At 36.7% G+C, this 15,677-nt stretch carries 7 protein-coding genes; 3 read left to right on the plus strand and 4 right to left on the minus strand.

Annotated elements, in window-relative coordinates:
- Positions 1–59 precede the first annotated feature (59 nt).
- On the minus strand, positions 60–9,293 hold the full coding sequence (locus JKP34_RS13850) for a T9SS type A sorting domain-containing protein (RefSeq protein ID WP_201922646.1): 9,234 nt from the start codon (positions 9,291–9,293) through the stop codon (positions 60–62).
- A 227-nt stretch (positions 9,294–9,520) separates the two neighbouring features.
- Here JKP34_RS13850 and JKP34_RS13855 point away from each other — a divergent pair, with 227 nt between their 5' ends.
- Complete coding sequence (locus JKP34_RS13855; protein WP_201922649.1) at positions 9,521–10,138, plus strand: ribonuclease HII; 618 nt, start codon at positions 9,521–9,523, stop codon at positions 10,136–10,138.
- On the opposite strand, the gene JKP34_RS13860 is transcribed toward JKP34_RS13855, so the two are convergent.
- From JKP34_RS13860 to porX, 3 genes are read right to left on the minus strand one after another with little or no spacing between them, the layout of a single operon-like run.
- On the minus strand, positions 10,135–11,367 hold the full coding sequence (locus JKP34_RS13860) for an alanine dehydrogenase (RefSeq protein WP_201922652.1): 1,233 nt from the start codon (positions 11,365–11,367) through the stop codon (positions 10,135–10,137). The two genes, JKP34_RS13855 and JKP34_RS13860, sit on opposite strands and share 4 nt — an antisense overlap.
- On the minus strand, positions 11,360–11,809 hold the full coding sequence (tsaE, locus tag JKP34_RS13865) for a tRNA (adenosine(37)-N6)-threonylcarbamoyltransferase complex ATPase subunit type 1 TsaE (protein WP_201922654.1): 450 nt from the start codon (positions 11,807–11,809) through the stop codon (positions 11,360–11,362). The genes JKP34_RS13860 and tsaE overlap by 8 nt, the downstream gene beginning before the upstream one ends.
- Positions 11,799–13,361 (minus strand): T9SS response regulator signal transducer PorX, encoded by a 1,563-nt coding sequence (gene porX / locus JKP34_RS13870; RefSeq protein WP_201922657.1) that lies wholly within the window; start codon positions 13,359–13,361, stop codon positions 11,799–11,801. The genes tsaE and porX overlap by 11 nt, the downstream gene beginning before the upstream one ends.
- Positions 13,362–13,392: 31 nt before the next feature.
- On the opposite strand from porX, the gene JKP34_RS13875 reads away from it, so the two are divergent.
- Positions 13,393–14,613 carry an HD domain-containing protein gene (locus JKP34_RS13875; RefSeq protein WP_201922660.1) on the plus strand — a complete coding sequence of 407 codons (1,221 nt, stop codon included), beginning with the start codon at positions 13,393–13,395 and terminating at the stop codon, positions 14,611–14,613.
- Positions 14,614–14,632: 19 nt separating this feature from the next.
- Positions 14,633–15,676, plus strand: a complete 1,044-nt coding sequence (lpxD, locus tag JKP34_RS13880; protein ID WP_201922661.1) for a UDP-3-O-(3-hydroxymyristoyl)glucosamine N-acyltransferase — start codon at positions 14,633–14,635, stop codon at positions 15,674–15,676.
- The last annotated feature ends 1 nt before the right edge of the window (position 15,677 follow it).

The raw sequence follows: 15,677 nt of genomic DNA on the forward strand, positions 1-15,677 counted from the left end.
AAAAAATAAAAAGGCCATTCGTAAATAACGAATGGCCTTACTTTCAATTGATATTATATTTAACGAATTGCCAGGCGTACCTGCTTCTGCGTATTACCTTGTACTACTTCTACGATATAAATACCTGATTTTAAAGAAGTATTAACTGGCAGTGGTCTATTCCATAATTCATCAGGGCTAAACTGTCCTCTAAACATGCTTGCGCCTTGTAAATTGAAAACGTTAACGCTAATTGTTTGCTCTGGATGGAAACCATCAAGCTTCAAATATATCTGTCGCTCAGTTGTAGGATTAGGAACCACATTTAAGCTAGAAACTTTGTTGATTTCAATGGTAACTATTTTACTATACTCGTAGTCACCATCATAATCTACTTGTTTTAATCTGTAGTATGATTTACCACTTAATGGTGAATAGTCAGTGAAATCATAAACTACATTTGTCAGTGTAGTACCATTTCCTTCTACCAATCCAATCGACTCATAGTCGTCTCCATTATATGATCGTTGTATTTCAAAGAAATCATTATCTTTTTCAGAAGCAGTTTCCCACTCTAAATACACATAGCCATTGCTTAATTCAGCATCGAACCTTACCATTTCAACTGGTAATGGATTAGCTGCATCACCAGAGCCCACTACAAATATATTCTCACTAAAGGTAACAGCAGAAGTAGACTCAAAAGAACCTTGGTCTTTACTATTACCTCCACTAAAGCTTCCACCACCATAGTTGTCCCAACTTGAGCTTCCGCTATTCCATGCCATTACTTCGAGTTCTTGTCTATCTAGTGAGTTGCTAGAAACATCAGTTTCGGTACCCCAGCTTAAGCCTACATTGGCTGTCACTCCTGAAGGAGCAGCAGCGCCATCAGATACTATCCAGTATTCACCTTGCTGCAAAGTAGCTATATCTCCTGAAGTAGGATTCATATTAGAACATGTAGTGTTTGTTACAACGTCACGTCCCCAGAACTGCGCTTCCCAGGTTAACCCTCCTGTAGACACATTTCTAACTTTCGCAGGTCTCCAATAATTGGCATCACCAATTGGAAAGGTAAAGTTTCCTCCTGCAGAGTTTATTACTTTGGTAACTTTACCAGTTATGTAAGAATTGCTTCTTCCAGCTGCTGGAGAAACTGTGGCTGACGCACCAAGAATGACAGAATCCTGTTGATTGACCAAAAGTTTCCCATCATTTAAATCTAGACGAGTAATTATTTCTATATTTCCATCTAACATAAAATCCTGTGTTCCATTTCTATTGTCAATTGTTAGAATATTTAAAGAGTTAGACCCTGTTATTTCTCCAGAAATTGTTTGAATACTCGTATTACTATTTAATATTAAAGTTGAATTACCACTTAATATATTACCTGATATAAAGTTAAAATCTCCTTTAACAAAAGTTCTTGTACCATTTAAATTTAGAACACCACCATTAATATTAACATTTCCTCTCAAATCAGAGGCGGAATTGGTGCCAGATGCACTGTTTAAGCTCCCACCTAATAATTGTACATTATCAAAAACTCTTAATCTCGTTGTGTTACCTGAACTAACGTAAATATTACCATCATTTACAATTAAATCCCCTTGAATCTCGAGAAATTTATTAGCTAAAATCGTAGTCTCAGGGCCATCAACAATGAAATCCTCACAAACGGTAACATTATTATTCGGGAAATTTCTATCTCCAGATCCACTTAAAGTAAGGTTTCTTAAAGAAGAAATACCTGGTAATACATTATAACTACCAGTACCCGCATATTCTAATCCACCACCTGAACAGGAGAAGAAATCACCATAGTCAGCAGCTGGTAAAGGAGCACTAGAAGTATTACTCGTAATTTTAAGAGTTCCTGTACCCTCTAAAATACCTAGTCTATGACCATCAGTATTATCAACATTCAAAACTCCTCCATCCTCAATAATTGTTTTGTATAATCGAACACTATTAACATTGAAGTTAACCTCTGTTCCATTTGACACCACTAATACGGCTCCGCTTGGTGCAGTACCAGGTGTTGGCAATGACTCAACATAAGTTGCATCATCAGTAACGAGACCTCCTAGACCAGTTGAAGTATAAGTAGCAACATTGTCAGGAATTGCTAAATCTAAGCCTGCGAAATAGTCGCCAGCTATACTATTGCTGTTAACAGCATCAAAAACGACAGTATTGTTGAAGTTAACTTCATTGGCTCCCTCATCTACTAAATCGTCACTTGAGTATTTATTAATGTCATTAGTCGGATTATTAAAGTTCAATATTCGAGCCGCGATGTAATCTGCCTCAGAGTAACCTCCATCAGCTACACTTACTAAAGATTGATCATAAAATAATTGAATATCACCTTTAAAACCAGTTAAGCCTGTCGACTTAATTGTCCAATAATACTGAAGAACATTATTAATATCTCCACCTGCCAACACATCATTCCCATCATCAATTGTTGGATGGTATTCATTAGCCGGTTTTGCTGAAATACTTCCTACGCTAGAACCAGTAGTTCCTCCCGCAACACTCATATCTGCAATAACAGGAGTATAAAGTACTTCACCAATTGGAAATGTAAAAGTTTGGTTATAACCTGCATTAAATATTTTAGTCAAACCATTATCTGAGAATGAGCTATTGGTTTTAACCATATTTGTTACTGAGAAAGTACCTGTCGTGGTAACTTCGGCATTTTGACCCAGCGTAACGGATGAACTTCCAATATTGAAAACTCCACCATTCATTTTCAATTCACCGTTTATATCAAAATCATAGCCTCCTCCTTCAGGAATTACTATTCCTGCAGTGTTGGCAATAGTCACTATACCCAAGGAAGATGTACCAGACGATGAACGTTGTAACTGTTGCTGTGAAGTCCCTGAAAATTGTATTCCATTTCCAGATCCTAAATTAGAGTTATGCTCTCCATCTATTACAGCATTTCCCTTTATATCAATGGTAAAACCGTTATCGTTTATCAGTCCATCTGTGAAAGAAAATAAATTATTAACAGTCACGTCATTATCATTGATTTCAAGTGTACCTAATTCATTCTTTTCAAAGTCATAAAAGGTAGTCGTACCTGAACCTGCAATAGTCTGAGTAGTTGTTGAACCGAATATAGTGTTATTTGAAGACGGAATGAATGTACCATCATTATTCAAGTCTGCATTTAGTATTAAGTCGATTCCATTAGCATCAAATGAAGCGCCCGAATTTATGATTAGGTCACCATCAAGCTCTAAAGTATTTACCTGAATAACCGCAGTAGGGTTATTAGTTCCGTTTACTACTATCCCTGCTAATGGTACATTTGCATTGATACCAAAATTTGATTGGTTTGTAGGAGTATCACCATTACCAATATAAATTGGTTGTGTAACATTAGATGATGTTGGTAAAATCCTTAAAGCAGCCACACTTGGAGAAGCTGTATTTTGCCTTACTAATGTAAGTGTTCCACCTGTGTAGGTGAAACTACTTCCTAAGTTAGAGATTTCAAAAACTCCGCGAGAAGCCTCAGGTGTAACATTTTTCCCTACGACAACGGTACCACCAGTTTGTGAATAGCTTAATTTACCTTCAGTAGTTATTAAATTTCTCCTAATCTGTGAACCTACTGTAAGAAAGCCCCCTGAAACATTTAGTTGTGCATTACCAGAAGCAGAATACTCTATGTAATTATTTCCATTACCAACAGCATCATCCATATTGAGAGTACCTCCATCGATGGTTAAACTTCCATCTAGTCTAATACCAGAATCATCACCGCTAACATTTGCAGTACCCTGGGATATTTGCAAACCACCTGTTGCGGAAATATTATAGTCATCATCGCCTGTTGTTAAGTCAACATCGATATTGGCATTATTAAGAATAAGCGTTCCATTAATGATTTCCAGTGCTTTATCTACACCAACTCCTGAAGTTGGACCCATAAGATCAAAATCAGAATCTATCTGCATAGAATTAGCAACACTAGCACCCTTATTCATCTCGATTCTATAGAATTCAGGAACTAAACTTGAAGCATTGGTAAAGGTATTATTACCAGGATTGATGAATTCAAGTATGGCGTTATTGTTTGGTGCAGCCCCATTGTATAAATCAAAAGATGATTGCGATTCATTAAAATCTTCCATTACAATATTACCGCCTACTCTGATCCTATGCACATAACCGTTTTGGTTATCATTCTTCACAACTAGATTGGCTGGTCCATTTCCGTTACCATCTTCTAATCTCAAGTCTCCTTCAACGGTCAATGTAACTGCCCTGTCATCTCCTAGCTCAACTGTTGTACTATTATTTTCTTGCCAGGTAATCCTTAAATCTTCTTTAATAGTTACGTCATGATTCATTCTAAATCTAGGACCTCTATCCATCCTAACCCAACCGTTTATTGTAATAGGTACGGAAGTTTGTAGAATTCTATTATTATCACTTCCACCTCCCGCTTCAATTCTAAAGGTAGGATATTCTTCAAACTGAGAAGGTAAATTTACAGTTGAGTTATTATCAATCTTCCAAGTAAAATTACTATCTGTTTGTCTGGAAAAATCATTAATATCAGTCAAACTGGAGAAAGTTGGCTGACTTGCACTAGTAATTTCTAAATATATAGACCCTGTACCTGATACAGGACCTAAATCTAAAACGGCATCATTTTTTGTAACCCAAAGTCTTGGTAACCAGCCACCGCCACTATTACTGAATTCAACACGTGCAACAGAAATATCAATATTAGCATTTACCCAGCTATTCTGGTTTTCACTGCCATAATTATAAAGAAGAGCTATATCACCAGCCTGAGGATAGTCATTAACACCATCGTCTGTACCATCAGTATTAGTTGTCCACTTATTACCGTTATTCCAGTTTCTCCTACCTGTGTTCGTATTATAGAATACTTGAGGAGCTCCAACAAATTTAGATGGATCGCCAGCAGTATAAGCAGCATTAATTAAATCAAATCCTCCAGCAGGATTTCCAGACCCCTCATTACCCCAGAAGAAAATTCTTATATTATCAGCGCTGGCATTATCAATACCGGATGAACCTGGAGCACCTGCCTCAACTTCAGCTGTTCTAGTAAACGGAGTGTCCTCTAATACATATCCTGGCACATAATTACCTGGGAATCCATCAGCACCGCCATTAGGGTCATCTTTCTCAACAGCTCTAAACCATATTCTTTCTACTTTTGGCACAGAGCTGAAATTCTTATAATCAACTATCCAATATCTGTCAGCAATATCATTCCCAAGCGGATAAGGACCTGCGGTTGCCAGTTTTTTAGTAACAGGAATTACAGTTATATAGCCCTCATCTGATGCTGATGCTAATCTTATATTTACAGGTGTATACTCAGAAGTGGCATTGTCTCCAGTATTTCCAGTACCAACAGGAAATAAAAATACTGTAGGATTACTACCTGAATTGGCCTCATCACTATCAATAAAGCCTGGATTAGTGCCATCTGCGTTTACTTTTAAACTTAAGCCTCCATCTGAAGCGTTACCAGCTGTAATGAACATATCTTCTACACTAAACTGACTACTTCCATTTGGTCCATTAGCTTCTCCTGTTAACACCTCATTTAATACATCAATGGTTAAATTATTCGTACCAATATCAATTCTACCGTGTCTATATTCCAAATAATCTATTTTAACATCACTGACTAATTCTATTATTTCATCAGCACTATTAAGTTTAATACCTCCAAAACGAGAGGTGTCTGCGGTGATAAAAATAGTAGCAGCTCCCCCATCATCTCTTAATTTAAGCAGGTCGTTTTCTCCATTAGCATCTGAATCGGCTGTAACAGATGGATCAAAAACAGTTAATTCATCATAATTCACTAAAGTATCTGCATACATTCTAATACTGTGTGTTCCCTGATCAACTGTACCACTTAATACTTTAAGGAAATCTCCATCTACTCGAAGTAAATTATTATTATTTCCGTTTCGGTTAGTCTTTCCAGACTCAAACGACAAAGTCTTACCCGCTGGTCTGTCAACCACAAAATTCCAAAAGCGTTGCTCGTCTCCTGTTCCACCAGTTCTATTTAAAAAGGTTAAGGTTGCATTATCAGTACCAATAAATGAAGTTGTATTTCTTTTTCCACCCGCATATACATAGTCACCACCGGCCTCAATGGTGAAATCACTACCTATAGTTACATCATTACCATTATGGTCAAAAGTAACTCCTGATTCAATAGTGAAGTTATTTAAGATGGTCAAATCAGGATTTACGATAGTATTTGTGCCAGAAGTACGCGTAATAAGGTCAATTTCTGATGCATCACCCGCCTGATCTCTGGCTACTTCTAAATTCCAAAAAGGAACAGTAGTAGCAATGGTTGCTATATTGCCATTTCTATTTTCAACTCTTATAGTACCCCCGGTTACGCTGTAATTACCTTCAGCACTGTTAATAAATATGGCATTGCTTCTATTTCCATAGACAGTCAATGTTCCTCCACTCATGTTGAACACAGCATCTGGTAAATCAAGACTAAATAGGTCATAAGTACCACTTGTTTCTCCTGGTACACCTTCATTGGCTCTTACAAGCACATCACCACCAGACTGAGTGTAGGTATAAGTACCTGTTCCACCACCGGCTGATCTAAACTGAGATACATTTAAAGTACCTCCCTCAATTATAACTTCTCCTGCTGAGGCATTCCAGAAAATAAAGCCTGCACTAGCTCTTGTGCCAAAATATCCATCTGAAATCCTGAACCTCCCGTAAAGTGAAAGTGCCTGATTACCTCCTCCAGTATTAATGCCTGAAGCACTAACCGGAACCTGACTCAAGTTATCTGCAGTGGTGTATACACTTACATTGGCGCCATCTATCCATAGACCTCCATTTTGACCTATAGGATAATCACCATTTCCTCCAGCTACATTACCCTCAGATAAAGTTGGTATTTCTAAGCTCCCAGATAAATGAAGTGTTCCATTATAAATCCAAAGCGCCTTTCTTACTTCTGGGTTTTCTGCCGTAAAACCATTGTTAGATACTCTTCCAGCATTATTAGGACCATATAATCCGAAGTTTGCCAGATCATCAGAATTAATCTCTAATTCGTAAGTATTATCTGTTCCTTTATCTATTATTAAATTATAGAAATCAGTAGTTCCAAAAAGTGAAGCGATGTTATTTGTAGCCCCTTTGAATATAACTGTTGCAGCTCCGGTTGATGTAAACTGATTATAAACAGGAGCACTTTGATTTGTAAACCTTACAGAACCTTGATTAGTGAAATCTCCAAAGAATGTTACTTGATGAAAAATACTGTGGTAATTCCCTGCAGCTGGCATAGTTCCTGGTATAGAGAAGGAACCAACAGTATTACCTTGACCTACCGCAATACTTCCGTTAGAATCAACGAATGTATCACCCTGAACATTTAAATTTCTAATTGAGGTTGAAGAATTGTCATTAATTTTAAACACCCCGCTAGAAACTGTGAAATCACCGTTAATGTCCAAATCAGCAAGTAATACTAATTCGTCTGTAGGATTATCAAGAATTATATTGACATTATTGAAGAGTCTATTATCCGATACTGTTAATCCAGAGCCGTAATATTCAACGGTACCGCCAATAAAATTATCGGCAAAATTACTTGTGTTACCAGCAGGGAAATTACCAACTCCTCCTGAACCTGATAACCTTACAATGCCATTACCTGATATATCAACAAAATTGTGGCCAGATGTTGCTCCAATATCAAGAAGACCATTAACTTCTAAACTTGACACCACAATATCATCAACCGCTAGTGTAATATCTCTACCACTAAGAATAACTACGTTATCTGTTGCATCAGGAATACCTCCCCCTGAAGGAATTCTATCACTTCCCGAACCATCAGTTGTCCATGTCAAAGGATTAGTCCAATCACCTGTGGTATATGAATACCATGTTTGATTCGGTTGTCCATCTAATGGGCTATCGGTTGAATTAGTAGTACCTAACGTATAAATACCGTCAGTTAAATCAGCATCAGAAACAGTAAATTCTATCGAGCTGCCTAAAATAGCTTTGTCCGCATCTGCAATGGCAACTATATCATAAGTACCTGCATTTTCACGCAGTAACACATAATTATCTTTATCTCCTGAAGGAAAATCACCTGAGATACCTTCCTGAATATCGAAAGAAATTTTGGCACCTAATGAACCTCCCGATGTTTTGTCAAGATACCATGTTTTGGACCATCTTGCCTGAACACCTGTACCAAGATTTGCCGTAGAAATAGCGTTAGTGGTATTATCAGAGCCAAAAAGTATAAATTCACCATCTGTATCAAGTGATGCATCGGACTCTAACACAAATCCTTCTGACGAAGCCACTGTTAACTGAGCACTATTAAATTGACCAATACCTGTGACATTAAAATCATAATTTCCGTTCCCCGGAGTGTCACCAGCATAATAGTCATTATTGTCCATTGCAAATCCATATTTCGATGCCAAATAGTTATTCACGATAATTATTTCCGCATCAGATAAGGCGTCTGAAAAAATGATTATTTCTGCAAGATCTAAGGTGCTATAATCGGAGATAGCATCAATTAAACCGAAGGCTGAACCGGTGTATGAGCTAAGCTGCGCATTATTATTTCTTGAACCAATTTGAGAGCCATTTTGAAACATAGCTCTTTGTGCCGAAGCAAGATTGGCATCTAATCTAAAACTAAAAACCCCGAAATCAGGCGTAGTAGCATTTACCGTACTACCCGCTCCACCTGTGTAAGGTGCATTATGATCATTACCCCAATGTTGAGAATGTAATGCATTTGTATTAAAATATGGATGGAAATTTTGATTAGTTGTTCCGGTACTTCCACCCATAAATGCATTTCGTCCATTCGATCTTCGCGCAGCAACAGCGATAACTGTATAATTTGTATTCACTAACACACTACCATCGAAAGGAATGAAATCATCTGTTCCATCAAAACGAACAGATGAAAAAGAATAATTAGCATCTGCTGCATCTTTGTATGTAGGTCTTGACGAGCCCGTCTGAGAAATAATAATACCGTTTCCGGATTTATCAGCCCAGTTAGAAATAAAGTCATCATTGACCAAACCTAAATCAGTAGCATCAAACCACATCTCAAGTTTTGGCTGACCATTACTTCCGTCAATATTACCAACGCCTGCTGGACCAGTTTGCCCGAAAGCGACTGAACCAAATGTTAGTATACTAAAAAGTATTACAAAGAATTTATTGTTATAAAAATCGGTTGCCATGTTTTTCATATGCATACAGTTCTTTTAATCAACTTCAAAAATAACACCTCTTAACTTCATTTCCATCAGTAAATCACCTAAATATCAAATATTTAGAGGAAATTCATATAATTAGTTATCAAACAGTGATTTATGGGGATAAATTTTACCAGAATTCGGACTGAAAATGAGATTTAAAGGATTAACATCAATCAAAAATCTTCCGTTATTAAAATTAAGGCTTTATTTTGCACTGCATGACTAATGATTTAAAAGCATTTTTTGATTCACAAAATAAGTTCGAAGCTGGTTGCGATGAGGTGGGCAGAGGCTGTCTTGCCGGCCCTGTGGTAGCAGCAGCAGTAATTCTACCTAAAGCTTTTGAACATGAATATCTGACTGATTCCAAAAAGCTTAACCAAACAAAAAGGAAGCAACTTGTTAAGGAAATAAAAAAAGCAGCAATTGCATGGGAAATAGGCATTTGTGATCACGAAGAGATTGACGCTATTAACATCTTGAATGCCTCTTTCCTGGCAATGCATAAGGCCTTGGACAAGCTAAGCGTAAAACCAGATTTTATATTAGTGGATGGTAATAAATTCAAACCATACCCTGAGGTTAAACATGCCTGCATCATTAAAGGTGATAGTAAATACTTTAGTATTGCCGCAGCTTCTGTTTTAGCTAAAGAATATAGAGATGATTTGATGAGAGAGCTTGCTGAAAAATATCCTTACTACGGATGGGAAAAGAATGTTGGCTACCCTACCAAACAACACAGAGAAGGAATAAGAGAACACGGAGTATCCCCATTTCACAGAAGAACTTTTCAGCTATTACCTAAGCAACTTGAGTTGTTTGATAAAAATTAAGAAAACCTTGCCGCCATCAACAGACTCAATTCCTTATAGTTAAGATTAAACTTTTTAGCGATATGCATATTGGTAAGCGTACCTTTGTAGGTATAAACACCTTTCATAAACCATGAATTGGTAAAAACCATGTCTTCAATACCTCCCATATCACCAGCCTGCAGTAACATAGGCGTTAAGATATTACTTACCGCATTACTAGCCGTTCTCGATACTCTTGAGGCAATATTTGGCACACAATAATGAATAACATCAAACTTCTTGAAAATAGGCTCATCATGCGTTGTTATTTCTGATGTTTCAAAACAACCTCCCTGATCTATTGAAACATCTATAATCACTGCGTTTTTACGCATGTTCATCACCATTTCTTCAGTAACGATACACTTATTCCTACCTTTTTCAGCACGTATTGCACCAATCACAACATCAGCCTCAGTTAGTGATTCACTCAACATAACTGTATCAATTGTTGATGTGTGCACAGGCTGAGCTAGTGCATGCTTTATTCTTCTTAATTTATACAGGTGATTGTCATATATTTCAATGCTGGCACCTAAACCTAATGCAGCCCTGGCAGCGTATTCACCAACTGTACCTGCACCTAAGATAACAACTTTGGTAGGTCGCACCCCGGTAATACCTCCCAGAATCACTCCTTTTCCTCCATTTAAATTATTAAGTAATTCTGTAGCTATCTGGATGGCGGAAATACCGGCAATTTCACTCATAGCTCTTACAACGGGCATACCGCCTACTTTGTCTTCAATCAACTCAATGCCTATGGCATTAATCTTTCTCTCATTCAATTGACTGAAATAACTTTTAGTAAGTTGACCAATTTGGAGCGCAGAGATCATGAAACTGCCATGTCTCATCAATTTGATTTCTTCTGATGTGGGTGGTTCTATTTTAACTACAAAATTAGCATCAAATGCTTCTTTAGCCGAATAAACCACTTTAGCTCCCGCATCACTATATTCATTATCAGGAAAATTACTTGCTTTACCAGCCCCGCTTTCAATGATAATCTCATGGCCATTATTGGACAGTAAAGCCACTGCTCCTGGTGTCAGTGGTACTCTTTTCTCTTGAAGGGATATTTCTTTAGGAATGCCAATTTGAAGAGCTCCCTTCTTTCTTTCTACCGCTAACAACTCTTCTTGTGGATATAATGCCGACTTACGCGCTAATAATTCAAAACCTTTATGAGAAACTTCTTTAGCCATTTTTCCTTACTGTAAAATCTCTTGACTCTCCATTTTGAGTTATTGAAATATTAATACTCAAATATGCATCAGGTAATAGTGATGGAATCATTCCGGGCCACTCAATCAAACATAGATTCCCTGAATAAAAATAATCTTCTGCCCCTATGTCCAGAGCTTCCTCTTCTGACTCAATTCTATAAAAATCAAAATGATACACCTCTCCAATCTTTTCAGAAGCATATTCATTTACCAATGCGAATGTAGGACTACTAACATGATCATTCACCTCCAAAAATTTGCACAAAGCTGTTATGAAGGTCGTTTTACCTGCTCCCATTGGTGCATCAAAAAGCCAAATCTTGTAAGACTTGCCAAAAGAATAAATTTCTTCAGCAAGTGCATTAAGATCTGACAATGCAACTGTATTAAAATGCTTCTCTGAAACGGCTTCAGCTTCCATTTTTCGAAGATAATGAAATTATAGGAATTATCATTTCTTCCATTGACACTCCTCCATGCTGAAACGTATCTTTATAATAATTAACATAGTAGTTGTAATTATTCGGATAAGCGAAAAAGCTTTCACCTTTTGTAAAAACATAAGATGTGCTCACATTTATTTTAGGCAGATGAAAACGCTCTGGCTTAGGCACCTCAAGCACGTCATTATTAGCTTTATAGCCAAGGTTTTTACCTTGCTTATATCTTAGGTTACTATTTACGTTTCTGTCCCCCACTATTTTGAAAGGCTTCTTAACTCTAATAGTACCATGATCAGTTGTAATAACAACTTTCACCTTTTTTGAAGCTATTTTCTTTAATAAATCTAGCAAGGGCGAATGCATAAACCAGCTATTTGTTAATGATCTATAGGCTGATTCATCTGGAGCCAATTCCCTAATCATTTTCATATCAGTTCTGGCATGGGAAAGCATATCCACAAAGTTGTAAACTAAAACATTGAGAGGGTGATCCATCATGTTTGACACCTGATCAATTACCTGCTTACCCTGATTAACATTTACAATCTTATTATAAGTAAACTTATCCTCATAGCCATGTCTTCTTAACTGCCTGCTAACCCATTTATCTTCATTGTTATTTTTTCCATCTTCTTCGTCCTCATTTACCCAAAGGTCTGGATGTTTGGCTGCCATTTCATCAGGAAGCAAACCCGAAAAAATTGCGTTTCTAGCGTAAGCTGTTGTTGTTGGTAATATTGAATAATAATTATCCTCTTCATCCAGATTAAAATACTTCAGTATTTCAGGCTCCATCAATTTCCACTGATCAAATCTGAGGTTATCAATAACAATGAAGAATACTGGCTCATCTCCTAAATTCGGAAAAACCTTTGAACGCATCAATTCGTGACTCAATAGAGGCCTATCTTCAGTCTCATCATTAATCCACTGTTCATAATTATCATCTATAAATCGTGCAAAATTATTATTCCCTTCCAAATGCTGCATTGACAACACTTCTGCCATACTTTGATCCTCGGTCTGATCAATCTCTAAATCCCAGAATACAAGCTTCTTGTACATTTCAGCCCATTCCTTATAATCAAGATCGTCACCAAAGGCCATACTGATGTTTCTGAAGTCTTGTTGATAGGTTTGATTAGTCTTTTCGCTTACCAAACGCTTATTATCCAATATCTTTTTTACGGAAAGTAGAATTTGATTAGGATTTAAAGGCTTGATAAGGTAGTCTGCTATTTTTGAACCTATAGCTTCTTCCATAATAAACTCTTCTTCACTCTTGGTTATCATGACTACGGGTAAATTAGGTTTAGCGCTCTTTATTACGCTCAAACTTTCAAGACCACTCATACCCGGCATATTTTCATCTAAGAAAACAATATCGAATTGCTCTTCCATACATAAATCAACAGCTTCGGAGCCATTATTTACAGCCGTAATTTTATAACCTTTATTCTCTAAAAAAATGATGTGGGGTTTTAATAGGTCAATTTCATCATCGGCCCATAAAATGTGATAGTTTTGCATAAAATCGATTTCTGCCTTAAACTTATTTGATTTGAAAAAATTCAGAAAAATAAACGACCCAATTTACGGATTCATTTCCATAAAGAGTGATTTATTATTTAAGATATTGAATCATCCTTACTTTCAACGCTTACGCAGGATTCGGCAATTGGGTTTGAGTGAACTGGTTTATCCAGGAGCTACCCATACACGATTTCATCATGCTTTGGGGGCAACTCATCTGATGGGTATAGTATTAGATCAACTATTACAAAAAGGTATTGAAATATCAGAAGAGGAATATGAAGCTGCACAGGTAGCAATTTTATTGCATGACATTGGTCATGGACCATTCTCGCACGCTCTGGAATATAGTTTACTAACGGGTATCACTCATGAAAATATTTCATTACAGTTTATGAAAGAATTGAACCGACACTTTAACGGTGAGCTGTCAATGGCTATTTCAATGTTTAAAAACACCTATAAAAGGAAATTCTTTCATGAGTTAATTTCTAGCCAATTAGATGTAGATAGACTGGACTATTTAAATCGTGACTCCTTTTATACGGGCGTCTCAGAAGGTAATGTAAGTGTCGACAGAATTCTGTTTCATCTCAATATTATTGATGATCAGGTTGTAGTAGAAGAAAAGGCCATCTACAGTATTGAGAACTTCCTAAACTCAAGGAGGCTAATGTACTGGCAAGTTTATTTGCACAAAACTGCTTTAGGCGCGGAAAGGATGCTCGTTAATATTATGAACCGCGCAAAAGTTGTTCATGAAACAGAAGGTATATCGCCTGCTTTACGCTTCTTCTTAAATAAAGAATACAGTCTGGATGATTTGCAAGAAAACCCTGATGTGATTAAGCAATTTGCCGACCTTGATGATGCTGATATTTTACATGCCATAAAACTATGGGCTAATAATAATGACAAGGTGCTTAGTGCACTTTCTAAAAGTATGATCAACAGAGATTTATTTAAGATAAAACTAACAAATGAGCCACTTGAAAAATCAGCAATAAAAAAGATAAAACAACAAATAGCTGATCAATATGGCTTCCTAAATAAAGAAGCTGCTTATTTTTTTTCTCATGGCGAGGTAACTAATTCAGCATATATCGTTGGAGGAAAAAGTATTAAAATTTTAGATACTAAAGGAAAAGTGATGGACATTGCACAGGCGGCAGATTTACCGAATATCAAAGCTATGAGTAAAATAGTCAAAAAATATTATCTCTGCCTGCCGAAATCTTTATCTTTGTGACCGATTAAAATTAAATCTAATGGAGTTTAGCGTTAAACAGATTGCTGAGTTAATAGGTGGTAAAGTAGAGGGTAATGAAAACGGTAAGGTGACCGACCTCGGTAAAATTGAAGAAGGTAAACCAAATACCTTAAGCTTTCTGGCTAACGATAAATACGAAAATCACATCTACACCTCAGATGCCGCGGCTATTATTGTAGGTCAAGAATTTCAGCCCAAACAAGAAATTAAACCTGCTTTGATACGGGTAGAAAATCCTTATTCGTCTTTTACAGTTCTGTTAGAAGAATATAACAAGATAATCTCCTATGCTAAAAATGGTATTGAAGAACCTGCCTTCATAGGGCAAGACTCTAAAGTTGGTGAGGGTATTTACAGAGGAGCATTTAGCTATATAGGCAATAATTGCATCATAGGAAAAAACGTTAAGATTTATCCTCATGTTTATATCGGTGACAATGTTGAAGTAGGTGACAATACAATAATATTTGCTGGAGTAAAAATTTATGAAAACTGCAAAATAGGAAGTAATTGTAACTTACAAGCAGGGGCAGTAATAGGTAGCGATGGCTTTGGGTTTGCTCCCCAGTTAGATGGTACGTATAAAACAATTCCTCAATTAGGCAATGTTGTATTGGAAGACAATGTGAGTATTGGTGCTAATACAACCATTGACTGCGCCACTCTCGGATCCACTATTATTAGAAAAGGTGTCAAAATAGATAATCTGGTACAAATAGCTCACAATGTTGAAATTGATCAAAATACAGTTATTGCAGCCCAAACAGGAATATCAGGTTCTACGAAAGTAGGAAAAAATTGCATACTAGCTGGCCAGGTAGGTATTGTAGGTCATATTAACATCGCTGATAAGACTACCATTTCGGCTAAAGCGGGAATATCTAAATCTATTAAGACCCCAGAAACAATTCAATCGGGTCTAGTTGCCATGGATCATAGAAAATTTCTAAAAATTAACAGCATACAAAGGAATCTTCCGGATTTATTAGAACGTGTTAAGACATTGGAAGAAAAAATTATAAATTTGTCGTCCGACAAGTAAA

It is taken from the genome of Marivirga atlantica (genome assembly GCF_016734805.1).
In the GTDB taxonomy this organism is placed as follows: Bacteria; Bacteroidota; Bacteroidia; order Cytophagales; family Cyclobacteriaceae; genus Marivirga; species Marivirga atlantica.

Bases quoted from the DNA above. Each gene is read 5' to 3' on its own strand.
- JKP34_RS13850 (WP_201922646.1), bottom strand. From the start codon at position 9,293: ATGAAAAACATGGCAACCGATTTTTATAACAATAAATTCTTTGTAATA.
- JKP34_RS13855 (WP_201922649.1), top strand. From the start codon at position 9,521: ATGACTAATGATTTAAAAGCATTTTTTGATTCACAAAATAAGTTCGAA.
- JKP34_RS13860 (WP_201922652.1), bottom strand. From the start codon at position 11,367: ATGGCTAAAGAAGTTTCTCATAAAGGTTTTGAATTATTAGCGCGTAAG.
- tsaE (WP_201922654.1), bottom strand. From the start codon at position 11,809: ATGGAAGCTGAAGCCGTTTCAGAGAAGCATTTTAATACAGTTGCATTG.
- porX (WP_201922657.1), bottom strand. From the start codon at position 13,361: ATGCAAAACTATCACATTTTATGGGCCGATGATGAAATTGACCTATTA.
- lpxD (WP_201922661.1), top strand. From the start codon at position 14,633: ATGGAGTTTAGCGTTAAACAGATTGCTGAGTTAATAGGTGGTAAAGTA.